The organism is Chryseobacterium manosquense (genome assembly GCF_014623485.1).
GTDB lineage: Bacteria > Bacteroidota > Bacteroidia > Flavobacteriales > Weeksellaceae > Kaistella > Kaistella haifensis.
The window spans coordinates 1,471,303-1,493,954 of record NZ_CP060203.1 but is presented as its reverse complement, the minus strand read 5'-3'; the positions used below and the strand labels follow the sequence as shown (position 1 = coordinate 1,493,954).

General features: G+C 35.9%; 37 protein-coding genes. 10 read left to right on the top strand and 27 right to left on the bottom strand.

All coding sequences use genetic code 11. From position 1 onward, the window contains the following. Window position 1: 1 nt before the first annotated feature. The 22 genes from H0S70_RS07040 to H0S70_RS06935 all read right to left on the bottom strand — a co-directional run bounded on the left by H0S70_RS07040 (window position 2) and on the right by H0S70_RS06935 (window position 9,974). Entirely contained in the window at window positions 2-298 is a 297-nt protein-coding gene (locus H0S70_RS07040; protein ID WP_188320286.1) for a helix-turn-helix domain-containing protein, read from the bottom strand. Window positions 299-382: 84 nt separating this feature from the next. Then, a complete protein-coding gene (locus tag H0S70_RS07035; RefSeq protein ID WP_228453692.1) occupies window positions 383-1,051 on the bottom strand; it encodes a hypothetical protein in 669 nt (222 codons plus the stop codon). A 129-nt stretch (window positions 1,052-1,180) separates the two neighbouring features. Then, window positions 1,181-1,480 carry a hypothetical protein gene (locus H0S70_RS07030; RefSeq protein WP_188320285.1) on the bottom strand — a complete coding sequence of 100 codons (300 nt, stop codon included), beginning with the start codon at window positions 1,478-1,480 and terminating at the stop codon, window positions 1,181-1,183. Window positions 1,481-1,507: 27 nt separating this feature from the next. Beyond that, window positions 1,508-1,939, bottom strand: a complete 432-nt coding sequence (locus H0S70_RS07025; RefSeq protein ID WP_188320284.1) for a hypothetical protein — start codon at window positions 1,937-1,939, stop codon at window positions 1,508-1,510. 151 nt (window positions 1,940-2,090) lie between these two features. Then, a complete protein-coding gene (locus tag H0S70_RS07020; RefSeq protein WP_188320283.1) occupies window positions 2,091-2,309 on the bottom strand; it encodes a hypothetical protein in 219 nt (72 codons plus the stop codon). After that, the gene (locus H0S70_RS07015; protein WP_188320282.1) at window positions 2,284-2,442 is read right to left on the bottom strand and encodes a hypothetical protein; all 159 of its coding nucleotides are present in this window, start codon (window positions 2,440-2,442) and stop codon (window positions 2,284-2,286) included. Before H0S70_RS07015 ends, H0S70_RS07020 begins: the two co-directional genes overlap by 26 nt. A 4-nt stretch (window positions 2,443-2,446) precedes the next feature. After that, window positions 2,447-2,827 (bottom strand): hypothetical protein, encoded by a 381-nt coding sequence (locus H0S70_RS07010; protein WP_188320281.1) that lies wholly within the window; start codon window positions 2,825-2,827, stop codon window positions 2,447-2,449. Further along, window positions 2,805-3,866, bottom strand: coding sequence for a P-loop NTPase family protein (locus H0S70_RS07005; protein WP_188320280.1), 1,062 nt, complete (start codon window positions 3,864-3,866; stop codon window positions 2,805-2,807). The genes H0S70_RS07010 and H0S70_RS07005 overlap by 23 nt, the downstream gene beginning before the upstream one ends. 10 nt (window positions 3,867-3,876) lie before the next feature. Continuing rightward, window positions 3,877-4,614, bottom strand: a complete 738-nt coding sequence (locus H0S70_RS07000) for a hypothetical protein (RefSeq protein ID WP_188320279.1) — start codon at window positions 4,612-4,614, stop codon at window positions 3,877-3,879. Between the two features lie 2 nt (window positions 4,615-4,616). Beyond that, window positions 4,617-4,784, bottom strand: coding sequence for an HNH endonuclease (locus H0S70_RS14625; protein ID WP_394367324.1), 168 nt, complete (start codon window positions 4,782-4,784; stop codon window positions 4,617-4,619). A 136-nt stretch (window positions 4,785-4,920) separates the two neighbouring features. Next, complete coding sequence (locus H0S70_RS06990; protein WP_188320278.1) at window positions 4,921-5,082, bottom strand: hypothetical protein; 162 nt, start codon at window positions 5,080-5,082, stop codon at window positions 4,921-4,923. Between the two features lie 3 nt (window positions 5,083-5,085). After that, window positions 5,086-5,532, bottom strand: coding sequence for a hypothetical protein (locus H0S70_RS06985; protein WP_188320277.1), 447 nt, complete (start codon window positions 5,530-5,532; stop codon window positions 5,086-5,088). Next, on the bottom strand, window positions 5,532-5,921 hold the full coding sequence (locus tag H0S70_RS06980) for a single-stranded DNA-binding protein (protein ID WP_188320276.1): 390 nt from the start codon (window positions 5,919-5,921) through the stop codon (window positions 5,532-5,534). Before H0S70_RS06980 ends, H0S70_RS06985 begins: the two co-directional genes overlap by 1 nt. Before the next feature lie 3 nt (window positions 5,922-5,924). Continuing rightward, window positions 5,925-6,359 carry a hypothetical protein gene (locus H0S70_RS06975; RefSeq protein ID WP_188320275.1) on the bottom strand — a complete coding sequence of 145 codons (435 nt, stop codon included), beginning with the start codon at window positions 6,357-6,359 and terminating at the stop codon, window positions 5,925-5,927. 1 nt (window position 6,360) lies between these two features. Continuing rightward, a complete protein-coding gene (locus H0S70_RS06970) occupies window positions 6,361-6,837 on the bottom strand; it encodes a hypothetical protein (protein WP_188320274.1) in 477 nt (158 codons plus the stop codon). A 26-nt stretch (window positions 6,838-6,863) separates the two neighbouring features. Continuing rightward, a complete protein-coding gene (locus H0S70_RS06965) occupies window positions 6,864-7,361 on the bottom strand; it encodes an ERF family protein (RefSeq protein ID WP_188320273.1) in 498 nt (165 codons plus the stop codon). Further along, window positions 7,345-7,527: a hypothetical protein gene (locus H0S70_RS06960; protein ID WP_188320272.1), complete on the bottom strand. Its 183-nt coding sequence runs from the start codon at window positions 7,525-7,527 to the stop codon at window positions 7,345-7,347. Before H0S70_RS06960 ends, H0S70_RS06965 begins: the two co-directional genes overlap by 17 nt. Beyond that, window positions 7,527-7,847, bottom strand: a complete 321-nt coding sequence (locus tag H0S70_RS06955; RefSeq protein WP_188320271.1) for a hypothetical protein — start codon at window positions 7,845-7,847, stop codon at window positions 7,527-7,529. The genes H0S70_RS06960 and H0S70_RS06955 overlap by 1 nt, the downstream gene beginning before the upstream one ends. 310 nt (window positions 7,848-8,157) lie before the next feature. Further along, complete coding sequence (locus H0S70_RS06950) at window positions 8,158-8,499, bottom strand: hypothetical protein (protein ID WP_188320270.1); 342 nt, start codon at window positions 8,497-8,499, stop codon at window positions 8,158-8,160. A gap of 155 nt (window positions 8,500-8,654) precedes the next feature. Beyond that, window positions 8,655-8,993 (bottom strand): hypothetical protein, encoded by a 339-nt coding sequence (locus H0S70_RS06945; protein WP_188320269.1) that lies wholly within the window; start codon window positions 8,991-8,993, stop codon window positions 8,655-8,657. A gap of 9 nt (window positions 8,994-9,002) precedes the next feature. After that, complete coding sequence (locus H0S70_RS06940; RefSeq protein WP_188320268.1) at window positions 9,003-9,746, bottom strand: hypothetical protein; 744 nt, start codon at window positions 9,744-9,746, stop codon at window positions 9,003-9,005. Window positions 9,747-9,752: 6 nt separating this feature from the next. Next, window positions 9,753-9,974, bottom strand: a complete 222-nt coding sequence (locus H0S70_RS06935; protein WP_188320267.1) for a hypothetical protein — start codon at window positions 9,972-9,974, stop codon at window positions 9,753-9,755. A 123-nt stretch (window positions 9,975-10,097) separates the two neighbouring features. Here H0S70_RS06935 and H0S70_RS06930 point away from each other — a divergent pair, with 123 nt between their 5' ends. After that, window positions 10,098-10,865 (top strand): XRE family transcriptional regulator, encoded by a 768-nt coding sequence (locus tag H0S70_RS06930; protein WP_188320266.1) that lies wholly within the window; start codon window positions 10,098-10,100, stop codon window positions 10,863-10,865. Between the two features lie 113 nt (window positions 10,866-10,978). Continuing rightward, entirely contained in the window at window positions 10,979-11,494 is a 516-nt protein-coding gene (locus H0S70_RS06925) for a DUF4468 domain-containing protein (RefSeq protein ID WP_188320265.1), read from the top strand. Between the two features lie 403 nt (window positions 11,495-11,897). Here the strand turns inward: H0S70_RS06925 and H0S70_RS06920 are convergent, their stop codons facing one another. Next, window positions 11,898-12,293 (bottom strand): hypothetical protein, encoded by a 396-nt coding sequence (locus tag H0S70_RS06920; protein WP_188320264.1) that lies wholly within the window; start codon window positions 12,291-12,293, stop codon window positions 11,898-11,900. A gap of 250 nt (window positions 12,294-12,543) precedes the next feature. Then, complete coding sequence (locus H0S70_RS06915; RefSeq protein WP_188320263.1) at window positions 12,544-13,218, bottom strand: YceI family protein; 675 nt, start codon at window positions 13,216-13,218, stop codon at window positions 12,544-12,546. 366 nt (window positions 13,219-13,584) lie between these two features. Here H0S70_RS06915 and uvrA point away from each other — a divergent pair, with 366 nt between their 5' ends. The 4 genes from uvrA to H0S70_RS14275 all read left to right on the top strand — a co-directional run bounded on the left by uvrA (window position 13,585) and on the right by H0S70_RS14275 (window position 18,187). Then, complete coding sequence (gene uvrA, locus H0S70_RS06910; protein ID WP_088263606.1) at window positions 13,585-16,419, top strand: excinuclease ABC subunit UvrA; 2,835 nt, start codon at window positions 13,585-13,587, stop codon at window positions 16,417-16,419. Window positions 16,420-16,573: 154 nt separating this feature from the next. Next, the gene (locus tag H0S70_RS06905) at window positions 16,574-17,086 is read left to right on the top strand and encodes a DUF421 domain-containing protein (RefSeq protein ID WP_188320262.1); all 513 of its coding nucleotides are present in this window, start codon (window positions 16,574-16,576) and stop codon (window positions 17,084-17,086) included. 2 nt (window positions 17,087-17,088) lie between these two features. Then, the gene (locus tag H0S70_RS06900) at window positions 17,089-17,589 is read left to right on the top strand and encodes a GNAT family N-acetyltransferase (RefSeq protein WP_188320261.1); all 501 of its coding nucleotides are present in this window, start codon (window positions 17,089-17,091) and stop codon (window positions 17,587-17,589) included. A gap of 124 nt (window positions 17,590-17,713) precedes the next feature. Further along, entirely contained in the window at window positions 17,714-18,187 is a 474-nt protein-coding gene (locus H0S70_RS14275) for a hypothetical protein (RefSeq protein ID WP_228453691.1), read from the top strand. A 48-nt stretch (window positions 18,188-18,235) separates the two neighbouring features. Here the strand turns inward: H0S70_RS14275 and H0S70_RS06890 are convergent, their stop codons facing one another. Genes H0S70_RS06890 through H0S70_RS06880 form a run of 3 tightly spaced genes read right to left on the bottom strand, consistent with a single transcriptional unit; the run spans window position 18,236 to window position 19,451 of the window. Beyond that, window positions 18,236-18,484, bottom strand: coding sequence for a DUF6952 family protein (locus tag H0S70_RS06890; protein WP_188320260.1), 249 nt, complete (start codon window positions 18,482-18,484; stop codon window positions 18,236-18,238). Continuing rightward, a complete protein-coding gene (locus H0S70_RS06885; RefSeq protein ID WP_031501789.1) occupies window positions 18,481-18,792 on the bottom strand; it encodes a thioredoxin family protein in 312 nt (103 codons plus the stop codon). The genes H0S70_RS06890 and H0S70_RS06885 overlap by 4 nt, the downstream gene beginning before the upstream one ends. A 20-nt stretch (window positions 18,793-18,812) precedes the next feature. Continuing rightward, complete coding sequence (locus H0S70_RS06880) at window positions 18,813-19,451, bottom strand: peroxiredoxin (protein WP_031501788.1); 639 nt, start codon at window positions 19,449-19,451, stop codon at window positions 18,813-18,815. A gap of 192 nt (window positions 19,452-19,643) precedes the next feature. Between H0S70_RS06880 and H0S70_RS06875 the strand changes: the two genes are divergently transcribed. From H0S70_RS06875 to murA, 4 genes are all read left to right on the top strand, one after another. After that, window positions 19,644-20,123, top strand: a complete 480-nt coding sequence (locus tag H0S70_RS06875; protein ID WP_031504790.1) for a heme-binding domain-containing protein — start codon at window positions 19,644-19,646, stop codon at window positions 20,121-20,123. Between the two features lie 2 nt (window positions 20,124-20,125). Then, entirely contained in the window at window positions 20,126-20,539 is a 414-nt protein-coding gene (locus tag H0S70_RS06870; protein ID WP_188320259.1) for a thiol-disulfide oxidoreductase DCC family protein, read from the top strand. An 84-nt stretch (window positions 20,540-20,623) separates the two neighbouring features. Beyond that, entirely contained in the window at window positions 20,624-21,268 is a 645-nt protein-coding gene (locus H0S70_RS06865) for a DUF4290 domain-containing protein (RefSeq protein WP_188320258.1), read from the top strand. A gap of 2 nt (window positions 21,269-21,270) precedes the next feature. Further along, window positions 21,271-22,578: a UDP-N-acetylglucosamine 1-carboxyvinyltransferase gene (gene murA / locus H0S70_RS06860; protein ID WP_088263602.1), complete on the top strand. Its 1,308-nt coding sequence runs from the start codon at window positions 21,271-21,273 to the stop codon at window positions 22,576-22,578. Window positions 22,579-22,652: the final 74 nt, after the last annotated feature.

Sequence of the window (22,652 nt, the reverse complement as noted above, 5' to 3'; positions counted from 1 at the left end):
TTTAAGCCGTTTTTAGTTTCCTTTGGATATAAGATACCGATTGTTTGGTTATACCGAATTTTTGAGCCGTCTCCGTTTGCGAGAAGCCTTCTTTTAGCATCTTCATTACCTCGCTATGGTTCACGTTTGATTTTCTCCCTGCTTTGATGACGTATTTTTTACCGCTCAAATCTTCTCCGGTTACTCCTCTGCCAACGTAAATTGGTTTTATTCCTTTCTTCTTACGGATTTTCTCCGCTTTCTTTGCGAGTGCGAGTGCTTTCAATCCCGCTTGTCTGTGTTTTTCTTGGTCTACCATGCTTTGTATTTTAAATTGTTCAATATTTTATAGTCAAATTACGCATTGCGTCTATTTTTGTGTTAGTGGCAATACTATGACGTATCAATTAAACCACTCGATTGTTGTTTGACCTTGAAATCCTTTTTCCCAAATAAACCAAGCATAAGCAACAGCAGAACCGCCACCAGCTTTCATTCCATCGAAATCAGCATTTTTAGCACATAACAATCGGCTACTACTTACATAAATTTTCTTTGGAGGATATTTAGTAAAAAGTTTTTTTCTTGCTTTTCCTTCAAGAAATTGAATTTTTAAAAACATTGCACATTTATTTCCTTCTTGTAAAATTTCAAGAGATTTTTCAATAAACTCTTTTGCAAATTTATAAGGAGGATTTGTAATAATATCTCCGTGCCAAGCTTTATCGTATTGTAAAAAATCAATTCCACTATGTCCATAACCTCTATCAATTAAATCACTACTATAAACTTGATAACCTTGTTTTTGTAGTTCTTTTGACAAATGACCTTCGCCACAAGCATTTTCCCAAATCCATTCATTAAACTTTTCTAATTCACAAAGTAGTTCAATAGCTTTTGGATCGGTTGCGTAAAAATCATTTTCTTCACGTTCTTTTTCTGTATGACTTGATGCTCCTAATGTTTTGAAAATACTGTTTTTATTTCCAGTCCAATCTTTATCGGAAGTACTGCCACTAACACTCGTTTTGTGCAATGGCGGGGTTTGGTCTAAATTTAATGTTTCTTGCATTTTTGTATGTTTAGTAATTAATCGGAAAGTCAGTCTTTTTTAATCCGCCACTGACACAAAGCGAGGGAACGTTATACAAAAAAGTTTTTTGCCAACGCTTTATTTTACTGCTATTCGCTAAAATCATTATCATAACAAATTTTGTTCTTTAGCTTTTAAAATAACTTCATCATATAGATTGTATGAATGTTCGATTTTAAATAATGCTTCTTTGTCTCCGTTCAAAGCCTTTTCAAATAACCATTTGTGAACACCGAATGAAAGCCATTCCGAAATTTTAGAATGTTGTATCATCTTGCTTTGGCTTCCTTTTATTGCCTTGCTTTGGCTTGCGCAATCTGGATGGTGCAACTCTTGAAAATAATTAAACTCATCCCGTGACAATTCATAAGGCGGACACGAAAAAGCCGAACGCACTTTATTTACCATTATTACGTTTAAAATTTTCTTGGTCAATCATTTTACTCTAAATTTATCTTTTTCAATTCTGTTAGCCATTCCGTAAATTCGTTTGCGCTCATCATCATTAAATGTTGAAAATTGCCGTGCAAACTCTTCATATTCGGTCCGCTCTTTTCGGTAGCGGGATTTTCCTTCTTCGTTAAGGTTTTGTAGGAAAATATTAAACTTAGTTTCCGTTTTATTCGCAAATTCCATAAGAGAATCGGTATCGGGGAAAGCATTCAATCTGTTGAGTGCCTTGATATGAAAAGAAGCGTAATCAATAGAGAACAATGCCTGTCCGAGATGGTTCCATATAAAAGCTTGATTTTCGGGTGTTACCTTTAATTGTGTCGCTTTCCTTTGTAGTATTTTATTCTGATACCTTAATTCTTTTTGAAGCGATTTTTTCGCTGTTTCTGTCATTAAATAATTTATTGCTGTCATTTTTTTTAAGGGTATTTACTTTTACTTTTTTCGGAATATTCATGTACTCATAAAAATCGGATAGGTTGTCAAATTCATTCCTTACCGACTTCTTCTCTCGCCTATTTCGTGAATAGTTGCTGATGAAGGATTGTTTGGGGGTCATATCACTTTAATTTTCTGATTCATGTGACATTATTCCCATTTCTTCCAATAGTGCAACCGTGCTGCGATAAACTGCTTCACCGCCTTTTGGTTTGATTTCTATTATTACTCCTAAACTACCACCGTTTTTTATCATGTGATTATTTAGTGCAACTATTGCAGCTGCATGATTTGATACTGCTTCTACGGTTTCACTTAGATTACCGCTTTTTACTTTGTATTTCATCTTTCTTTGCTTTAATTTTTCCGTTCACATTATCATATCGGAATGCTACCGATTTTAATTCACCCTTTTCGAGGGTTACGATCATCACCTGCTCATACTTTGCGAAGGTGGAGTGGGAGGTTTGGAGTTTCATAGACTTATTTTTTGTTATTTTTTGATAATTGTGTGCGCAGTTTGATATTGTCGTAGGATTTTCTGTTTTTCAGCTCGTAGAGGTTGTCAATTCTTACCATTTCGCAGGTGAGGAAGTCCGCTACTTTTTTTAAATCTTTGTAAAATGGTTTTGATTGATTTTTAAACATTGCTTTTACCTTGCTTTCATCGTCATTGTATTTTTTCATCATAGAAGCGTCTGTGTCGCTTAAAATCTTGTGGATGGTACCAATACACCATTTATACTTTTCTCGGGTTATTTCGATGGTTTCTCGGTCATCTTGGGTACTTATGGAAGCGTCCCAGTTGTTCAGCCAATTAGTGAAGTTCTGTTTTGCTTCTTTAGTAGGGGAAATCGTTTTCATCGTCTGTAATGTTAAATGCTTCTTCTGGTGAAGCGGTTATGGTTTTAATGTTTAATTCTTCTGCGGGTTTTCGGTCAAAGAATTTGGTGCAGCTTGCAAACTGCATCTTGAATTGACCTTCTTCATCGAACATTTCGTAATATCTTCGGCTTTTCCAATCGTAGTAAATCGGGTATGTTCCCCATTTCGCTATTCCTTCCGGCTTAACTTTCAGAATATGGATATTCGTTTGATTTTCTTTTACGATTTCTCCGGCTTCCGGATCATCATTTGGAATTGGTCTGTGAACTAAAACTTGAAGCATTGCTTTTCGGTTGTTGTTTTTTCCGCCGTAAAATTCATCTGCTAATGCTAAAAGTTTTTTTCGGTTTCCATTTCGGTCAACTGTTTTAGCGGTTTCGGCAACGTGGTTTACCATAATATCGAATCGGTTGTTTTCTTCGGCTTCCAGATTGAATCTGTTAAGAACTCGCAAAACTTCATCGGCTTTCGGCTCGAAATCATCGACATCATAAACCGGATCTATCACCAAGCAATCGAATTTGATATTGTAGAAATCTTCTGCCTTTGCTAATTCGTTGTAGATATTTTCCAAAGTTTGGTATTTGCTATCCTTACGATTTTGCTTGAAAACAAATAAGTGTTGCAACATGAAATATTCTGCTTCGTCAGCTTCTGCATCATCCATTGCATAGAAGTTTCGTTTTCCGTCTGGTCGTACTTTTGTGTACGGTTTGCCTTGATAATATCCGCAAAACTGCGTGAATACTTTTTCTACATCGCCTGATTCCGTGGTGAATAATGCTACTTTAAACCTGTGTTTTTCGATTAATTGCATTACCAATTCATTTGCGAATTGCGATTTTCCGTGATTTGGTTCGCCACCAATAAGCATTGTCACTTTACGGCTTCCCATTAAATACTGCCCTTTGTCGTATTGATTCCAAGTGTGAAAACCAAATTTTACCGGACTTAGTTCTCCGTTTTCACGAAGCACTCGCATTTTCTTTTGTGCTATTGAAAGGTCTAAGAATGCCATAATTTAGTTTTTAAGAGTTCCACGGTCCCGCCGGAGTAGTTTTTAAATTTTGAGGTTTATCCGTTCCGAATTTTGGTTCGTTGTTTTTCCAAGTGGTTAATCTTTTTTTAGAATCCCAAGTTTTATTCATTTGGAATCTCATTTGTCCGGTTGCTGATTTTTCGCTCCAGTAGTTAAAAAATTCTCTTACTGTTTTTTTACCGAATTCATCAACGAAAGGGATTAATGAGTTTTGAAATTCTACTTCCGATAAAACCTTGAAAGATTTTTCTTTAGCCGAAGGCGTTATATATTCTTTTCCTTCTTCTCTTTCTTTTCTTTCTTTAGTTTGTATCTGTTGCTGTTCCGTTGGTGTTTCGTTTAACACACTATGCGTGTGTCTATGGGTGTTCATTTTCTTTTTTTCGTCTGTGTTGTAAAGCCCATAATTACAGAGCTTAACGATGGTTTCTTGGTGTTCCACTCTGCGTTCCACCATGCGTTCCATTTCTAACACATTTATGAACCTGTTTACTTTTCCTACTGACCAGCCCCAACGTTGGGCTAAAAAACGCTGTGAAGCCCTCAATTCTCCACGATTTATGGTAATAAAATTCATTTTTGTAAAAACTTTTTCTGGAGTAGATTCAAATCTTGCGGATTGAATTAAATCGATCCATGCTTCGGCTTTGCTGTATTCTCTATTTTCTTTCCAGAATGGATTGTCAAAAAATCCACGCCCTAATTTTATAAACCCTTTCTCCGCCATACTTAATCATTGTTTGATTTATTGTTGTTACATTTACAACAAAGTATTTGAAGGTTTGAAATTTCGTTTTTCCCACCTTTGGAAATTGAAATTATATGGTCTAATTGAAGTTTATCAACGCTTTTACATTTGGTGCATGATGAAGATTCTGTTATTAATATTTTTCGCATATCTCTATTAAAAAGATTGGCATACATCCTCAACCGCCTTTTAGCACTTCGCATCGCAGAGTAGTCATTAAGATATTGTTGATCTTCTTTGAATAGATATTCCAAGTCTTTGTCTAAATAGAATCGGAATCCTGTTTTATCTTCTGTCATGTTTTTCTGCTTCTTTTAATGCTTCTTTGTAGGTTTTTGCCTTTAGGATTATCACTTGTTTTTGGTTGTAGAGAATGAATTTTCCGGAAGTATCTCCGCCTAAATAATAATCTCCGAACCAGTGATTTTGGTTGCCTACTTTCTGCATGGTTTAAATTCTGTTTAGTGAGTAGTTGTTTTCTTTTGCCCATTCAGGGTTTTCCTCTATTCTTCTGTGTCCGTTTCGTGAAACTGCAAGCCAGTATCTTGTGTCAAGCAGTAGGCTTCCGATTCTCCCACGCATATGGTGGATTTCTGTTGCTCTTTCTCCGGTGATAGGACATTTCAGATTTTCGGGTTGTGCCAAAAATTGAAGCCTTTTTATTGTGTATTCCCTGATTTCCTGCTGTCTTTTCTTGCTCATCTTTGGGATTGGTTTCGGCTTCTTCTTTTCGTTCAGAAATCCGTTCATTTCGGCTCTCTTTTCTTTCTTCCAAGCGTTCTGCTCGGCTCTGAATTTTTGATAATGAAATAGGTATCTTTTGGCGGTGAGTGGCTTTTGTTTACCATCGTTGCAGTCAGTACATATGCCTAATTTCTGTTTAATCGTTGTGTTCATTAAAATGGTAATCCGTCATTGTCATCATTATCGAGCAAATCGTTTGCTTTTGGCGTTGGTTCGTTTGCTTTTGGCGTTGGTTCGTCTGATTTCTTTGCGCTGTCTGCGAATTTTATATCCCTTACACGGAAATTGGTGTATGTTTTTCCGTCTTTCTCGGTTACATCGAACCAATCTGCCACGACTAAGATTTTTTTGCCTTTAGTGAGGTATTGAGCAATTTTGTTGGATTTACTCCAGTAGGTGCAGTTGATGAAAGTTGAAGCATCGTTTCCGTTTTGTCTTTTCTCGTTGATTCCGAGTGAGAAGGAGATTGCTTTGTAGTCTCCTTTGGTATCTCTTACTTTGGCATCTGCTGTTAGGTTACCTAAAAAAATTGCGTTGATCATTTTTTATAAATTAATTGTTAATTGTTCGTTTGGAAGCGGAATTACCGCATTAAAAAATTCGAGTGCCTTTCTTCTACATCTTTCGAGATAGTCCTCAAATTCAATTGTTTTAAGGTCTGCTGTGCTTTGTGGCACTTTTATTTCTTCGCCTGTTGCTTCGATGATTTGAGCTTTGAAATTGCAGTGAAGTTTTAAAATCTCGTGAACCTCATTTGGGGTTAATATTTCCTGCCATTCTTCCTTTATCAGTTGTTGCCAGTAGTTTACTACTACACCCCAGTAATAAGAGTTTTCTTGAATGCTTCTGCGCTTGTACTTTCGTTTGATTATGATTTCAACTTCCTTTCCTTCGTGCAATGAAATAGCATCTTGCATTTTCTTTCTATTGTTCATTAATTTGCCATTCTCAACTCGGGAAATTATGGTAGTGGATTTCATTTTATTTCGCTTTATCGAATTTTAGGAAAGATGAAACACTTACTTCCGGAAGCGGAATTTCTGCTCCGTCTGCATCTACATTTAAACCGCCTTTTTGAACCATCAGAAGTGCTGCTTTACTTTTTGCTTCAAAGTCTTTTTTTGCGTTTTCTAATACCTTCCACTCATCAATATTCTTAAAGTTCAAAGTGGTTCTTGTTTGCAATACAACCTTGTAACCTTTGTAACCTTCCGGATATTTGGATGATTCGTTTTCGATGGCTTCTTTATTTTCGTCAAACCAAGTCTTTCTTAGGTTCATTTGGATTTCCAATTTTTCATAATCCTTTCTCATTTTCAAAGCAACTTCTAATGCGCTTAAATTTCCATCTTCATATTCTTGAGCATCAGTCACGAATTGGTCTGAAATCAATTGATATGGATCGATATATCCTGTTCTTTCCTCGAAGCCGAAAAGTTCTTCTTCTCGGTCTTGCATGAATAAATTTTTGTTTGCTCCCATGATTATTTAATTTTTTCGGTTAATTCTTCTTTTCTCTTAGTAAAAAATTTTGCAAAGGAATCTTGCTGTTCCTTAGAAAGACCTTTGTATAATCTATTCATGTCATTAAGATTATCAATTCTGCTTAGCTTATCTTCAATAGTAGAAGCATCCATATCTTTATCGGTAACAAGTCCTAAAATTGATGATAGAGCATATCTTCTCATATAGGTAATACCACTTCCAAGTGATTGATATTTGTTCATTCCTTTCATGCTATCTTCTGGGATTACTACTGATGAATCAATGCTTTCACCGGATTCAAAATGAAAAAGGATTGTTTTTAGTTCATTACCATTGAGTGGCTGTGTAAATCCTAAACCATGTTTTTTGAGTAGCGGATTTATCGTTCTTAAAATCTCCGGAAGATCTGTGTATGTGTAAGAATATCCGGAGGTGTCTTTGTGAAGTATGGGTACTTCCTGCTGGAATGCAGCGAGTGCTTTAAATAGATTTTTCATTTTTTGAATTTTTAACAGGTATTTCGTGCATTTTTCGGATCATCGCCTTTCGGCTGGCGGTCGAGGCTCCTACCTCCCGACCGCCAGTATTAAGAGAAGTGTTTTTTTTCAGATACTTTAGGATTTCAGCCTTTGGTATCGCATCTAAAATCTTTTGATAAGACATCACGAAAGTTCTTTTTCGAGTTCAGATAATTCAGATTTTAGTTTTTCAATCTTTTCAGATTTTATTTTCTCTTTGTGTGCTTCAATAAGATTGATAAGGTTTTGCAGTCTGTCATTTGGGATTTTAATATCCATAAAACCGAATGTGTCGGTGCAGAGTTGGCTTTTTGGTTTTACTGAGAAATTAAATGTAAAACCATCAATTTCAACGTTTAGAGTAAACCACCCATCATTGGTATCTTTGATTTCAGTTACATTGAATTGGCACGCTGTAATCTTGTCTATGAAGTATTTTTGAACTTCGGCAATTTGTTTTTTCATGATGAATATTTTTTTGGTTAATTGTAGTCTTTGAATTTTTCAAGCAGTTTGAGAAATACATCTGCCGTTATCGGATACACACCGTTCCATTGCTTTTGGTAGGTTTGCAGAAATAGTGTTAGTTCTTTCATATCAGTAAGAATTTGCAGTTAAGAACTCAACTAATTTTCTGTAATTCATTCGTGCTAAAGTCAATAGACCCAAACCGATAAATTCGTATGTAATCTGAGTGATTGTCGCTAATTCTACGGTAATTGCGGACCAAAGAATTAAGAGTGCTAAAAGAGTGTTTAAAAAGGTTTTCATATTTCTATTTTTTATAAATTTCAAATGATAAATTCTTTGCAAGGTTCTTTTCGATTTTAGCGATTTCAGATGCTTTCAATCTCACTTCTTCGCCATCTTCATTGTAGCACTCATTTAATATCACTTCGCATTCAAGAACATCGAAAGAGTAGTATCTCGGCTCATTGTAGCCATCACCATCTTCGATCAAATCCAAATTCAAATTGATGTCAACTAAAAATGAGAAGTCGCCCATTTCGTTAATCATTTCATCTCTTAAATTCATTCTCAAAGAATCTGCATAGACTGTAATCTGTTCTGCGATTTCTGCGCTTAGCAATACTGGGGTGGTGAGTGTGGTGTTCATAATAAACAGTTTTTGTTAATTGTTTAGCAAATGTAAACAAAATATGTTTACCAACAAACAAACAAACAAAATTTGTTTACTAAAAAGCCAAAAAAAGGGGTAACGTGTTGATATACAGTTATAAAAATTTAGTCCCCTTTTTGGCCTGGTTTTCATTACAGTTGATATAATTTAAAAATTTCTCTTATAGGTATATTCTTTTCTGTGTATAGATCATCACCTTTAACTGCGCTTGTTACGCATTCTACATCGCTAATCACTATATTTAGTTTTTGCGCATATTTAAGTAGGGTAATAGCTAGATTGATTGTGTTTTCTTTTGAAAGAATAACCACGCTCGAAGTTTCTTCTTCTCCATCGTATCCCTCAATTACCAAACTCACGTTGTCGCTCATTCTTTTAGGATTATCTGAATCATGATCTATGATTGCGGATGATATTCCACAAGTTAATGAGCTGTTACATTCTGTAAAAATTTCTTTGTAATTTTTCATTGTAATTTTTTATTTATTGATTATGTTGCTTACTACGATATACATTTTATCTATGTTTCCAGTTCTATCTGCTACATCAAGCCAACTTTCTGATTTACTTATTTTTTTCTTTGCCTTAATGCTTACATGATATGTATAGTATAGTTCTTGGTAAACTCTGTTCCAAATATCGTTCTGGGATAGGTTTAATTTCACAGATAATTTATTTACCATTCTGCGTATTTTATCCCTAGTAGACATTTCAGGGATTGGTTCGTTAGATATTGGAAATGGAAGTGCGAACAATTCTTCTTTTGCAATAATTTGATTTTCTTCAATTAGATTTAATTTGGATTCAATTTGGGAAATTCTCTGATCCTGCTGTAATAGTATTTGCGCTGATTGTGCTAAAATCTCTAATTGCGATAATGGTTTTTGTTTTTCATCCAAAGTTTTATGAAATACCTGCCTATAAACCTCAAAGACTTCTTTTACTTTTTTAGCCACGAAAAACTCCATTGCGGAAACAGAAAGAAAATATTCATATTTATTTCTGCCTTTTGTATTTTTTCCCATTTGGGAAATAATGGTATAATCCTCATTTTCAATAAAGTTATCTCGCAAGTGAGAAACTGCCTTACCTCTCTGGGAATACACTAAAGGAAATACATCATCCAGATTCACTGGAAATTCATTACCTGATTTTTGTAATTCTCTCACTTTGAGAAAATAATTTTTGATTGATGCAGGATCGCTGATGTTGATTAAGTTCATATTAATTTATTTTAAAAATTGGTTTTTTTGTGTTAATTCTTTTTGTTTTTTCATTCTGAAAATAGTGTATTCCACCACCTTTTCATTTTTATAGCCATATTTAACTGCTAATTCACTTCGTAACTCATAAAGTATAACATTGGGTTTTTTTGAGCGTTTAAGGTACTCCAAGTACATTTCTTTCTTACGAAGTCGCTTCTGCTCAGGTGTTAATTTGAAAAAATTCATCTTTTTATTTGTTTTATAAATAATATTATTATTAATTTTGTTGACCAACATTTAAAACGTCAAACAAATTTTGTTTATTTAAGTCTGACAAATTTAAACAAATTTTGTTTACTAACAAACAAAATGACAAATTTTCAAAAAATTATTTCGGATATTGTTGCAAAAGATCCATTGCGACAAATAGGAGTAGCAGAAAAGCTAGGCGTTACAGATGCCTATGTTTCAAATTTTGTTACTGGAACACGAAAGTTAAGTAAGAAGATTGCATTAAAATTAGAAGAAGTTTACGGATTGAATAGTACAGAAATGTTATCAATCCAAAAGCGAGAAGAAGCTGACCAAATGGTTGGATTAACCGACAAAAAAGCCGATGCACTCGAACAGCTAAAGAAAGTAACCAACGGAAAGAACATAAAGCCGAAATCCGAAACAATATTCCATACATTGGAAGCATACGTGCTACCGGTAAAGGGAAGGCTCGGACTTGGTAGTACATATTATGCAGATTCTTATTTTGAGGATAAATTAGAGAAAACCACCGTTTCAGTTACGGAAAAACCAACAAACGCCAATAGAATTATTTTAGCTGAATTTGAGGGCGACAGTATGACTGACGGAAGTCATGAACAGATTCCTGATGGTTCGTGGGTGATTTTAGCAGAAAGAAAAAGAGGTGAGGATTGGGATGCTAATATGGAGGGCAAAATAATGGGGTTCTTTGATAAGGACGACAATTTCACCATTAAGAAGGTAAAAAAGCACGATAAGCATTTTAAATATGTGATTCTGGAAGCATTAAATCCTGATAAGTCAATAGAAGATAATCAAGATAGGGAATTGCAAATAAAAAATTGTTGGGCTATTTACGATTATATTAATAAATTATCTTAAACCCATGAAAGCACCCTACGGAATAAACAACAGAATGCCGTACTATTTGGCAGCGATAGGAATCTTATTACTTATTTCCTATATTTTAGAAAAAATCAATTAAAAATACAGTTATGAAAAAATTATTTATACTATTTGGTTTTGTTTCGGTTTTTGGGTTTTCCCAAGAAATAAAACTAGTTGACGGAGTTTATAAATTAAGTGAAGTTGTAGAAGTTAACGCTTCAAAAGATGAAATTTATAAAAAAATTAAAACGTACTTAAATCAGGAAACCAATAAATCTAAATATGTAATTGATGTTGATGATCCGTCAATTGGAATGATTAGCTATAATGAGGTTACTCCTGAATATGCCATTTCTAAATTTGAGTTAGATAAAGCTAAATATAAGGTAACGACTGAAATCAAAGATAATAAATTCAGATACTCCATTTCAAATATAATTATAGTTGAAAACCTAATGGGTTTAGAGTTGGAGAAAGATTATGCTGACTATATTCAATTTATGAAAACAAATGACGATGCAACCAAATTCGCAAAGCAAAAGCTATTGGATGATATTGTTTCCTTTCAGAAAACCAACATATCAGCGTTAAAATCATTCATTGAGCGAAAAGATGAATGGTAGTCTTTATTGGTAAAAATCGCTTAAATCAGTAATAAAAAATATTGTTCCAATCGTGTAAACTGCCGTGTAAAAACATCCTTAAATTCCGTAAAATCACCAAATTTAAAAAATAAAGATTTCTATAAATCAACACGTTACAATTTCCCATATTAACATAGGATCACCAACGGGGGTTTATTACGAAAAATACAAAAAACAATAATTCCAGACTGGGTAACAATTTGGGGTACAATGCCCAAAAACTAACGGAATTAGCAAAATAAAAAACATTGACAATCAATTAATTACACTTTGAGGGATGCCCAATATCTTTCTGGCAGTCTAAAGGTGACGGGTTCGATCCCCGTATTCTCCACTACAAAAGGGTTACAAAACATTGTAATCCTTTTTTTATTCAAAAAAATTATTTGTTTTTAAGTTTTTTAATAATTTTTAGTAAGGCATCTCGGTTTTTGGCTTCGTGGTAAAATTTGGGGAGCTTTTCTAATAAAGTAAAATGCGAACGGTCTCTGTGTTCGCGCAAAGCGGCAGAAATATATTGTTCCAAATACGCCAAATGCTCGTGGTTATAGCTCCAGAAAACATCATTTTTAAAGGGATATTGCAACCACAATTCGGCTCCAAAATATTGATGTGCTGCCATTCTCCAATTCCCGGTGATGCCCAACACGGTTGCTTCGGCAACAATTTCCTTGTTATAGCTGCAGTTTTCGCAATATAGTCTTACTTTTTTGGCTTCGGTAGAGGTTTTCGCAACGGCCTTTTTTTTTGCACATTGGACATTCAACCAAAACTTCATTCTCGAAATCAGTTAATCTTAAATTTTCGTCCTGAAAACGATTGTTTTGCATAATTAATGAGTTTGTTTCATATGGTTTTATAGTTTTTTATTGTACCAATGATTCTTTTTTTGTGGATTCATAAATTTCATGTAAAAAAAAGTTAATTTTTGGCTCCAACTCAGCTAAAATACCAAAAATCTATCACTGAAAAATAAAAAATCCACCTCGATTTAAGGCGGATTATTATTTATACTATTTGATTTTAGCTTATTTTGTAGCAACAATATGAAGCTCTAAATCTACTTCCTGAGAGATCATCCAATCTTTTGGATCTCCTTCTGCTCCGTAAGCCAATCCCCAATCTTGTCTATTGATGGTGAATTTTGAAGTAAGTTCTGCTTTTCCGTTCGCTACAACTACTTTTGCTGGGAAGGTTACGTTTACTGTTTTGTCTTTGATGGTAAGGTTACCGCTTACAGTTTTGTTAGCACCTTCAGTTTTGCTTTCAGTTCCTGCTGCTAAATCTTCAACCTTAGTGATTTCGAATTTCACAGTTGGATATTTTGCTACGTCAAAGAAGTCAGCGCTTTTCAAGTGGCCATCTAAATCTGCAGAAGTTTTTCCTTCGCTTTGTGCAGGATCTACAGATGCAGGATCGGTTACCAAAGTATTAACGTCAGCGCTTAAACTTCCTGAAGTTAGGTTGTCACCATCTAAAGTAAGAGTTCCTGAAGTTTTCATGATTCCGAATCTTGGGTTTAGACCGCCTTTGTGGTACCCTGTCCATTTTACCAAGCTGCTGTCTGCATTTACGGTATAGGTTTCACCTTTTTGTTCAGCTACAGCTTGTTCGGTAGAAGTTGAGGCATTGTCCGTTTTCGACTCTTTACATGATACTGCAAATAAAAAAGCTGATAATGCGAGGATTGATAGTTTTTTCATTGTGAATTGATTGTTATTTAAAATTCTTTGCAAAAGTAACTACTTTCATCAATCAATTTATTGATGTATGATAAGAATTATCAATAAACATCATATTAAAAAACATTATTTTGGTTAATGATCACGCACTCAGCTCATAATGAACTTTCATTTTTTAATGTTTTTTTTAAATTTAACATAAAAAGGAAAACTCCAAAAGTAGATGATAACATATCAAATAGTCGGACTGTATTTGATTTAACTTCCTAAATTCTTAAATCTTGTGTCTTGAATCTTATCTCTTTTCACTCAGAATCCTTCATGCGAAATGCCATAAAATTTCCGTATTTTTGCCAATCCCGAATTGGCTAATTTCGGAGCATTAAAATGAAAGATTCCAAAGAATATATTGAAATTTACGGAGCGCGGGAACACAACCTGAAAAATATCTCCGTAAAAATCCCCCGAAACGAACTCGTAGTCATCACCGGATTATCGGGAAGCGGGAAATCTTCGCTCGCATTCGATACGATTTTCGCTGAAGGACAGCGCAGATACATCGAAACCTTCTCAGCGTACGCAAGGCAATTCCTCGGTGGCCTCGAAAGACCAGACGTTGATAAAATCGACGGTCTGTCGCCGGTAATCGCAATTGAGCAGAAAACAACCAATAAAAATCCAAGATCAACCGTAGGTACCGTTACCGAACTTTACGATTTTCTGAGGTTATTGTTCGCAAGGGTTTCCGATGCGTATTCACTTTCCAGTGGAAAAAAACTTGTGAGCTATTCCGAGGAGCAAATTTTGGAAGCGATCCAGCAAAATTATAAAGGCGAAAAAGTAATGCTCATGGCTCCTGTGGTTCGTTCCAGAAAAGGACATTACCACGAGCTTTTCGTTCAAATGGCGAAAAAAGGATATGGACAGGCAAGAATTGATGGCGAATTGCAAGACATTGAAATCGACCTGAAACTCGACCGCTACAAAACTCACGATATCGACATTGTTATCGACCGTTGGATTATAGGCGAAAACGCAACCGAAAACCGAATGGAAAAATCCTTGCGAACAGCCATGCAAATGGGCGAAGGGACTATCGGAATTCAGAAACTGGGTTCGGACGAAATCGAATATTTCTCAAAAAATTTAATGGATGCCGAAAGCGGTTATTCCATGGCATTGCCAGAACCGAATACCTTCTCATTCAATTCACCAAAAGGCAGTTGCCCACATTGCAAAGGTTTGGGAACCATAAAAAAGGTAAACACTGATTATTTTGTTGAAAACGCCAATCTTTCCATCAATCAAGGGGCTTTATTGCCTTTGGAGGATATTAAATCCAACAAATGGATTCTCGGGCAGATCAAAAATATTCTCGAAATATTTGGTCTCGGATTGATGACCTCATTCAAGGATATTCCTCAGGAAGCTTTGGATTATATCTACAACGGTTGCCACAAAGAATTTAATAAAGATTTAAAATACGCAGGAATCACCAAAAAAATCAAGGTGAATTTTGACGGTTTGGTGTCACTCATTAATGATATGATTGAGGATAAGGATAGCTATGACGCAGTGCTCCTCGAAAGACATTTTACCACCGAAGAAGTTTGCCCGCAATGTAAAGGTACGCGGTTGCAACCATCAAGTCTAAGTTTTAAAATTGATGGAAAAAATATTGCTGAGATCAACGCACTTTCTCTCCTCGATTTAAAAACGTGGCTGAATGATGTTGAAGATACTTTCAGCGAGAAAAATAAAGTAATTGCCCACGAAATCTTAAAGGAAATCAAAACAAGATTGCAATTTCTCCTGGATGTTGGATTGGATTATCTGAGTTTAAGCAGAAGTTCTCGAACGCTTTCTGGTGGGGAATCGCAGCGTATTCGTTTGGCTACCCAAATTGGATCGCAACTCGTGAATGTGCTTTATATCCTCGATGAACCTTCTATCGGACTTCATCAAAGGGATAATGAAAGACTCATCAATTCCCTGAAACATCTTCGCGATATTGGAAACTCCGTAATCGTTGTGGAGCATGATAAAGACATGATTCTGGAAGCAGATGAAGTTCTTGATATTGGTCCGCGAGCAGGAAAATACGGCGGTGAAGTTCTTTGGCAGGGAAAACCGAAAAATTTGCTCAAAGCCAATACCATCACTGCAGATTATATCACCGGAAAAAGAAAACTCGAAATCCCTGAAAAAAGACGATCCGGCAACGGTAATTCGATTGTACTGAAAGGTGCTACCGGAAATAATTTAAAGAATGTAACCCTGGAAATTCCATTAGGAAAATTGGTCGTTGTAACAGGGATTTCTGGTAGTGGAAAATCTTCTTTAATCAACGGAACTCTATACCCAATTCTTAACCGACATTTCTATAGAAGTGTTCAGGAACCTTTGCCATACAAAAAAATCGAAGGAATCGAACATATTGATAAAATTGTTGATGTAGACCAAACTCCGATCGGAAGAACCCCGCGTTCGAATCCGGCAACTTATACCGGAATGTTTACCGACATCAGAAATTTGTTCGCAGAATTGCCAGAATCGAAAATTAGAGGTTACAAAGCCGGTCGTTTTTCATTTAATGTCAAAGGAGGCAGATGCGAAACTTGCCAAGGTGGCGGCCTGAAAGTGATTGAAATGAATTTTCTGCCAGATGTATATGTACACTGCGAAACATGTAACGGAAAACGCTTCAACAGAGAAACCCTCGAGGTTCGCTACAAAGGAAAATCAATCGCAGATGTCTTGGAAATGACCATCGATGAAGCTACGGAATTTTTCCAACCGATTCCGAAAATTTTTGCTAAAGTGAAAACGTTGCAAGATGTTGGTTTGGGTTATATCACGCTTGGTCAGCAATCGACCACGCTTTCGGGCGGTGAAGCGCAAAGGATAAAACTCGCAACCGAATTGGCGAAAAGACAAACCGGAAATACCCTTTACATTTTGGATGAACCGACCACAGGATTGCATTTTGAAGATGTGAAAGTCTTAATGGATGCCATCAATAAACTGGTGGATTTGGGGAATTCTTTCATCATCATCGAACATAATTTAGATGTGATTAAAATGGCGGATCACATCATCGATGTTGGTTTAGAAGGCGGTAACAAAGGCGGCGAAATCATTGCGAAAGGAACGCCCGAAGAAATCATTAAATCTAGAAAATCATTGACGGCAAAGTACTTAAAGAAAGAAATGGAAGCGTAATTTCCAGCCTTTTATTACAAAATAATGACCTTGTCAGCCTTTTCGGCAAGGTCTTTTTTTTTAACTTAGAATTTTTTCTACGGTCAGAAGTGATATAATCCTAAAAAGAGTTCATAATTTTTTCGCATTTTTTTACCTTTATTAAAAATTTTTAATGGAGGATTTACTCAACATTGTTTTACGTTCCCTCGTAGTTTATCTTTTTATCGTGGCGGGTATTCGCATTTTCGGAAAAAACCAGCTATCACAGCTTAATGCCGGCGATGTAGTGCTGCTTCTTCTAATTTCCAATGCAGTTCAAAATGCGATGGTTGGTACAAATTCTTCATTAGAAGGTGGTCTTTTAGCAGCTTTTGTACTTTTTCTAACTAATTTTTTATTAAAAAAAATGATGTTTAAAAATCCTAAAGTGAAAAGCTTTTTAGAGTCTGATCCGGTCATTTTAATTCGCGATGGTAAGGTTCTGCTCGAAAATTTACAAAAAGTAGAAATATCGCTTGATGAACTTGAAGAATCTGTACGCGAACACGGTGTTGAAAAAATAGAAGAAGTGAAACTATCCATCATGGAAGTGGATGGAAATATCAGTGTGATTTCTGAAAACGAAACCGATAAGCAAATCCATTATTCCAGAATTAAAAGAAGAATTAAGAAAAAATATCATTAAAAATGAACTACGAAATACGCGAAATGCAACCTGAAGATGGCGCCAAAGTCATCGAAATTTTCGAAGAAGGAATTGCCGGCGGCAATGCAACTTTCGACCAAACAGCACCAAGTTGGGAAGCTTGGGACCAGAAATATTTCAAAATAGCTCGATTGATTTTGGAGGATGAAAACGAAAATGTTGTAGGTTGGGCGGCGTTGCAACCCATCAGCAACCGCGATTGCTACAAAGGTGTTGCCGAGGTAAGTATTTATTTGTCGAATGTTGCGCAAGGAAAAGGTTTGGGTGCGATGTTGCTTCAGAAATTAATCCTCGCCAGCGAAGAACATGGTTTTTGGATGCTTCAAGCAGGTATTTTCCCAGAGAATCAACCGAGTTTAATTATTCATCAGAAATTTGGTTTCAGAATCGTTGGAAAGCGCGAGAAAATTGCTCAAATGAATGGCGTTTGGCGAGATGTACTTCTGCTGGAGAGAAGAAGCAAAACAATTGGTGTTTCTTAAAACAGACCGATTTTGTATGTTTCCTTAAGTGTTTTCTTTTCTTGACTTTTTTCTAAAATCAAAAATTTTTCCGTTTGGCATCATCATTGAAATAGCTATTGAGAACTTTAAATAGTTAGAAAAAATGAAAAGTCTATTTAAGATAGTTGCTATGGCAGGACTCGCTTTCACCCTCGCTTCATGTGGAACGGCGAATGATGTTTATGGCAATAATTATCCAAACAATGGAACTGTTTACCGATCATCGGACGGAACAGTTTACCGACAAGGCGAGATTTATCGTGATAGAAATGGGAATGTATACCAAAACGGGCGTGTAATAAGAACCGGCGACGTATCGGGCCGACCGGGAGTTTTGGGAAGAAATGGTAATAATACCGTTTATTATCCAAACGGAAATGCAAAAAGATTACCTCCGGGACAGGCTAAAAAGATCTACGGTGGTAATGCAAAAGATTATGCTTACGGACAAACCAAGAAGCGAAATGGGTCTTGGAATAACAACCGAAATTGGCAAGATGACGACCAATACGGCGACTATAAAAAAGGAAAATACAAGAAGGATAAGCACAAAAAAGGAAAGAAAAATCACAAATAAAAAACGCGGGAAAATATCCCGCGTTTTTTGCTATTCAGCAAGTTGGTTTTACTTGTCGATAGACCCTAAAACTTTTTGTGCAAATCCGTTCAGTGCATCTTTTTCACTCAGTCCGTTTTTCACGTTGTTGTGAACTTCCAATGCTCCGCAGATATTGGTAATCAGTTCTCCTACTACATTAAGGTCTTCTTCCGTGGCGCCTCGAAATTCGCAGAAAGCTTCTAAAACCTCTAAAGTTTTTTCTAAGTTTTCCGGAGTTTGAGTTTGGTAAAACTGTCTAATTATAGGTAGTTTCATGAGTTCGCTTCGTTAAAAAGGTTAATAAGACTTTCCGCTTGATTGGTCTGTACTTGGTTGAATAATTCCCCTTTTTTAAATATTGCAAAGGTTGGTAAATTATCTACTTTAGCCAATTTACGGCTTTCCGGCAATTTCTCCGCATCTACGTAGTAGAAAGGAATATTTTCGTTCTCTGCAGCCAATTTTTTGAATTTTGGTTTCATAATTCTGCAGTTCCCGCACCAGGATGCGCCGTATTGTACTACAACCTGATCTTGTTCTGCAACAATTTGTTGCAAAGTGTCTTCTGTTAATTCTGTGTACATTTCGGTTGTGTTATTTTTAATTAGTTGTTGTGAGTCGCAAGGTATTCCGCAGTAGAGTTTCTATCCGCTTTCATTGCATCTTTGCCTTCTTCCCAGTTCGCAGGGCATACTTCACCATGTTTTTGTACGTGCGTGTACGCATCAATTAACCTTAAGAATTCTTTTACGTTTCTTCCCAATGGCATATCGTTCACAGATTCGTGGAAGATTTTTCCGGTTTCGTCGATTAGGTAAGTTGCTCTGTAAGTAACGTTAGAACCAGTGTAGAATTCATTGCCTTCTTCGTCAAATTCGAAATCCTGATCTACAATTCCAAGAATGTTCGCCAATTGTCTGTGAGTATCGGCAAGAATCGGATAAGTTACACCTTCGATTCCTCCATTATCTTTTGCAGTATTTAACCACGCAAAGTGTACTTCGTTGGTATCGCAAGAAGCTCCGATTACTTTGGTGTTTCTTTTTTCGAATTCTGGTAAAGCCTCTTGGAAAGCGTGAAGCTCAGTTGGGCAAACAAACGTGAAATCTTTTGGGTACCAAAACAAAATTACTTTTTGTTGATTTTTTGTTGCTTCTTCAAAGATGTTGATTTTCAAATCATCTCCCATTTCGCTCATTGCGTCGATTGCTACGTTTGGGAATTTTTTTCCTACTAGTGACATAATAATTGGTTTTTAAAATTTAATAGTACAAAAATACAAAGTTTTTATCAATTGAAAACTATTTTCCGATTTATAATATCTATAACAGTTAAAGATTTGGTATGAATTCAAAGCGATCTTTATTCGAATTGATCTTTTTTCTGAAATAATTAAAAATATTACTGTAAATTCACCTTTTAAAAGTATAAAGTTATGAAAAAAATCCTCGTTATTCTTCTGGTTGCGTTCATTTTAATCCAATTTTTCCCGATTGATAAAAATAATCCAGCGCCTACGCCACAAATGGATTTTCTTACCATAAAAAATACCCCGGAAAGCACCGCGAAATTAATAAGAAATGGTTGCTACGATTGCCATAGCAATGAATCGAAATATCCTTGGTACAGTAATTTTCAGCCTGTCGCATGGTTCCTGAAAGATCACATCGATGAAGGCCGAAGAAAATTGAATTTTTCTACTTTTGCTACTTATGAACCGAAAAGACAAGCGCATAAATTGTTTGAAGCCATCGAAATGGTCGAAAAAGATGAAATGCCTTTGGATTCATACACTATAATCCATTCCGAAGCGAAATACACGGAAGCGCAAAAGCAAGAAGTGCTTCAATATTTCAAAAAAATAGAGAATGACATTAGAACTACCCATAATTTGGCTCCGGAACAAAGAAAATAAGCATGATTGATTCTTCTAAATATTATGCTTTCTATGATGGAGATTGCGGATTTTGTAATCATTGGGTTCAATGGATTTTAGAAAATGATGCTCGGGATCAGTTTCTTTTTTCGTCTTTGCAATCCGATTTTGGACAAAATTTTTTAAAAGAAAGAGGGCTCGAAACTCAGGATTTAAACACAATTTACCTCTGGAAACCTCAATCTTTTTATCTCACCAAATCACAAGCAATCTTTAAAATTGGCTATGTTTTAGGAGGAAGATACCGTTTGCTGAGTTATCTGAAATACTTTCCCCAATTTTTAACAGATTTTGTTTACAGTCAAGTTGCAGCAAATCGTCATCGGTTGTCGCCGAATAACTGCATGGTTCTTTCACCGGATCAAAGAAAGAAATTTATCTTTAATAATGATTAAATCGGGAATTTTCAAGTATTATGAACGCTTGAAAATTAAATTATCGCCCGATTTTTACCTCAAACTAATTCTTATATTTGCAAAATGGAATATAATACCAAGAGAACGCATCTGCACATGCCCGAATACGGCAGAATTATACAGCAGTTAGTAGAGCGTTGCAAAGAACTGGAAACTAAAGAACAGCGCAACGAAATGGCAGTAGCCATCGTGGATTTCATGGGGCAGCGCAACCCGCAACTTAGAGACGAAGAAAACTATAAACATAAACTTTGGGATCATCTTTTTATCATGGCTAATTACGATCTAGACGTAGATTCTCCTTATCCTTTTCCAACTATGGAAGAATTGAAGGAAAAGCCCAAAAGAATGGAATACCCAAAACTTCAAGGTGATTTTAAATTTTACGGAAAAAGTATTTTGCAATTAATCGATAAAGCCATCGAGCTGGAAGATGGCGATGAAAAAGATGCTTTAATCCAAGTAATCGCGAATAATATGAAGAAATCCTATAATGTTTATAACAAAGAACATGTTCAGGATGAGGTGATTTTCAGGCATTTAAAAGACCTTTCCGAAAACAGATTGGATTTAACCGGTTTGGATTCCCTTGAAAAAAGTAAAATTTATTATGCCACCAACCGAAACGGAAAATCCAACGGAAAAAATCAAAACCAAAATAACCAAAACAAAAGAAGAAACTTTCAATATAATAAAAACCGAAAATAAGCATGAGCGGATCATTTAAGATAAAAGGAGGAAAAAGACTACAGGGTGAAATTACTCCGCAAGGTGCAAAAAATGAAGCGTTACAGATTTTGTGTGCGGTTTTGCTCACCGAAGACGAAGTGCGAATCAAAAATATTCCCGATATTCATGATGTTAACAGATTGATCGAAATTCTTGGGGATTTCGGTGTAAAAGTTACCAAGAATGCCCACGGCGATTATACCTTTAAATCGGATGCAGTAAACTTTGATTATGTAAAATCACCAGAATTTAAAGAAGATGGTTCTAAACTCCGTGGTTCCATTATGCTTCTAGGCCCAATGTTGGCGAGATTTGGCGAAGCGTATATGCCGACTCCCGGAGGAGATAAAATTGGTAGAAGACGCCTGGATACTCATTTCCAAGGATTTGTAGAACTGGGTGCGGAATTTCATTATGATGAAAACGAATATCTTTATTCATTAAAAGCAACTGAGCTTCGCGGTAAGTTTATCCTTTTAGAAGAAGCTTCTGTAACGGGAACTGCAAATATTGTGATGGCGGCCGTTCTGGCAAAAGGAAAAACTAGAATTTACAATGCTGCTTGTGAACCTTATTTGCAACAACTTTGTAAAATGTTGAACAGAATGGGCGCGAACATTTCGGGAATTGGTTCCAATTTACTTACTATTGAAGGGGTTGAAAGTTTGAAAGGAACAGAGCATACCATGCTTCCGGATATGGTGGAAATTGGCTCTTGGATTGGGCTCGCTGCGATGACAAAATCGGAAATTACTATCAAAAATGTTCACTGGAATGAACTTGGCGTAATTCCTAATACCTTCAGAAAATTGGGAATTCATCTGGAAAGACGTGGCGACGATATTTTCATTCCTGCTCAGGAAAATTATAAGATTCAGAAATTCATCGATGGTTCTATTCTTACCATTTCCGATGCGCCTTGGCCAGGATTCACGCCGGATTTGCTTTCTATTATTTTGGTCGTGGCTACTCAGGCGAAAGGAACCGTATTAATTCACCAAAAAATGTTCGAATCCCGATTATTCTTCGTGGATAAATTAATCGATATGGGTGCACAAATTATTTTGTGCGATCCGCACCGTGCAACCGTTGTAGGTTTGAATCATGAATATCCTTTGCGTGGAACCACTATGATTTCCCCCGACATCAGAGCGGGAAATGCATTATTGATAGCCGCACTTTCTGCGGAAGGAAATTCTACCATTCACAATATCGAGCAGATCGATCGTGGTTACGAGAATATCGACGGAAGATTACGAGCTTTAGGTGCAGAGATAGAAAGAGTATAAATAGTCTCTCAAATTTAATTTTAGATAAAATAAATCCGCTTTTTTTGCGGATTTTTTAATTTCTAAGTTTTAAA

What these genes read in the sequence shown, in the direction of transcription:
- H0S70_RS07040 (WP_188320286.1), bottom strand. Translation starts at nt 298, where the DNA reads ATGGTAGACCAAGAAAAACACAGACAAGCGGGATTGAAAGCACTCGCA.
- H0S70_RS07035 (WP_228453692.1), bottom strand. Translation starts at nt 1,051, where the DNA reads ATGCAAGAAACATTAAATTTAGACCAAACCCCGCCATTGCACAAAACG.
- H0S70_RS07030 (WP_188320285.1), bottom strand. Translation starts at nt 1,480, where the DNA reads ATGGTAAATAAAGTGCGTTCGGCTTTTTCGTGTCCGCCTTATGAATTG.
- H0S70_RS07025 (WP_188320284.1), bottom strand. Translation starts at nt 1,939, where the DNA reads ATGACAGCAATAAATTATTTAATGACAGAAACAGCGAAAAAATCGCTT.
- H0S70_RS07020 (WP_188320283.1), bottom strand. Translation starts at nt 2,309, where the DNA reads ATGAAATACAAAGTAAAAAGCGGTAATCTAAGTGAAACCGTAGAAGCA.
- H0S70_RS07015 (WP_188320282.1), bottom strand. Translation starts at nt 2,442, where the DNA reads ATGAAACTCCAAACCTCCCACTCCACCTTCGCAAAGTATGAGCAGGTG.
- H0S70_RS07010 (WP_188320281.1), bottom strand. Translation starts at nt 2,827, where the DNA reads ATGAAAACGATTTCCCCTACTAAAGAAGCAAAACAGAACTTCACTAAT.
- H0S70_RS07005 (WP_188320280.1), bottom strand. Translation starts at nt 3,866, where the DNA reads ATGGCATTCTTAGACCTTTCAATAGCACAAAAGAAAATGCGAGTGCTT.
- H0S70_RS07000 (WP_188320279.1), bottom strand. Translation starts at nt 4,614, where the DNA reads ATGGCGGAGAAAGGGTTTATAAAATTAGGGCGTGGATTTTTTGACAAT.
- H0S70_RS14625 (WP_394367324.1), bottom strand. Translation starts at nt 4,784, where the DNA reads ATGCGAAAAATATTAATAACAGAATCTTCATCATGCACCAAATGTAAA.
- H0S70_RS06990 (WP_188320278.1), bottom strand. Translation starts at nt 5,082, where the DNA reads ATGCAGAAAGTAGGCAACCAAAATCACTGGTTCGGAGATTATTATTTA.
- H0S70_RS06985 (WP_188320277.1), bottom strand. Translation starts at nt 5,532, where the DNA reads ATGAACACAACGATTAAACAGAAATTAGGCATATGTACTGACTGCAAC.
- H0S70_RS06980 (WP_188320276.1), bottom strand. Translation starts at nt 5,921, where the DNA reads ATGATCAACGCAATTTTTTTAGGTAACCTAACAGCAGATGCCAAAGTA.
- H0S70_RS06975 (WP_188320275.1), bottom strand. Translation starts at nt 6,359, where the DNA reads ATGAAATCCACTACCATAATTTCCCGAGTTGAGAATGGCAAATTAATG.
- H0S70_RS06970 (WP_188320274.1), bottom strand. Translation starts at nt 6,837, where the DNA reads ATGCAAGACCGAGAAGAAGAACTTTTCGGCTTCGAGGAAAGAACAGGA.
- H0S70_RS06965 (WP_188320273.1), bottom strand. Translation starts at nt 7,361, where the DNA reads ATGAAAAATCTATTTAAAGCACTCGCTGCATTCCAGCAGGAAGTACCC.
- H0S70_RS06960 (WP_188320272.1), bottom strand. Translation starts at nt 7,527, where the DNA reads ATGTCTTATCAAAAGATTTTAGATGCGATACCAAAGGCTGAAATCCTA.
- H0S70_RS06955 (WP_188320271.1), bottom strand. Translation starts at nt 7,847, where the DNA reads ATGAAAAAACAAATTGCCGAAGTTCAAAAATACTTCATAGACAAGATT.
- H0S70_RS06950 (WP_188320270.1), bottom strand. Translation starts at nt 8,499, where the DNA reads ATGAACACCACACTCACCACCCCAGTATTGCTAAGCGCAGAAATCGCA.
- H0S70_RS06945 (WP_188320269.1), bottom strand. Translation starts at nt 8,993, where the DNA reads ATGAAAAATTACAAAGAAATTTTTACAGAATGTAACAGCTCATTAACT.
- H0S70_RS06940 (WP_188320268.1), bottom strand. Translation starts at nt 9,746, where the DNA reads ATGAACTTAATCAACATCAGCGATCCTGCATCAATCAAAAATTATTTT.
- H0S70_RS06935 (WP_188320267.1), bottom strand. Translation starts at nt 9,974, where the DNA reads ATGAATTTTTTCAAATTAACACCTGAGCAGAAGCGACTTCGTAAGAAA.
- H0S70_RS06930 (WP_188320266.1), top strand. Translation starts at nt 10,098, where the DNA reads ATGACAAATTTTCAAAAAATTATTTCGGATATTGTTGCAAAAGATCCA.
- H0S70_RS06925 (WP_188320265.1), top strand. Translation starts at nt 10,979, where the DNA reads ATGAAAAAATTATTTATACTATTTGGTTTTGTTTCGGTTTTTGGGTTT.
- H0S70_RS06920 (WP_188320264.1), bottom strand. Translation starts at nt 12,293, where the DNA reads ATGAAGTTTTGGTTGAATGTCCAATGTGCAAAAAAAAAGGCCGTTGCG.
- H0S70_RS06915 (WP_188320263.1), bottom strand. Translation starts at nt 13,218, where the DNA reads ATGAAAAAACTATCAATCCTCGCATTATCAGCTTTTTTATTTGCAGTA.
- uvrA (WP_088263606.1), top strand. Translation starts at nt 13,585, where the DNA reads ATGAAAGATTCCAAAGAATATATTGAAATTTACGGAGCGCGGGAACAC.
- H0S70_RS06905 (WP_188320262.1), top strand. Translation starts at nt 16,574, where the DNA reads ATGGAGGATTTACTCAACATTGTTTTACGTTCCCTCGTAGTTTATCTT.
- H0S70_RS06900 (WP_188320261.1), top strand. Translation starts at nt 17,089, where the DNA reads ATGAACTACGAAATACGCGAAATGCAACCTGAAGATGGCGCCAAAGTC.
- H0S70_RS14275 (WP_228453691.1), top strand. Translation starts at nt 17,714, where the DNA reads ATGAAAAGTCTATTTAAGATAGTTGCTATGGCAGGACTCGCTTTCACC.
- H0S70_RS06890 (WP_188320260.1), bottom strand. Translation starts at nt 18,484, where the DNA reads ATGAAACTACCTATAATTAGACAGTTTTACCAAACTCAAACTCCGGAA.
- H0S70_RS06885 (WP_031501789.1), bottom strand. Translation starts at nt 18,792, where the DNA reads ATGTACACAGAATTAACAGAAGACACTTTGCAACAAATTGTTGCAGAA.
- H0S70_RS06880 (WP_031501788.1), bottom strand. Translation starts at nt 19,451, where the DNA reads ATGTCACTAGTAGGAAAAAAATTCCCAAACGTAGCAATCGACGCAATG.
- H0S70_RS06875 (WP_031504790.1), top strand. Translation starts at nt 19,644, where the DNA reads ATGAAAAAAATCCTCGTTATTCTTCTGGTTGCGTTCATTTTAATCCAA.
- H0S70_RS06870 (WP_188320259.1), top strand. Translation starts at nt 20,126, where the DNA reads ATGATTGATTCTTCTAAATATTATGCTTTCTATGATGGAGATTGCGGA.
- H0S70_RS06865 (WP_188320258.1), top strand. Translation starts at nt 20,624, where the DNA reads ATGGAATATAATACCAAGAGAACGCATCTGCACATGCCCGAATACGGC.
- murA (WP_088263602.1), top strand. Translation starts at nt 21,271, where the DNA reads ATGAGCGGATCATTTAAGATAAAAGGAGGAAAAAGACTACAGGGTGAA.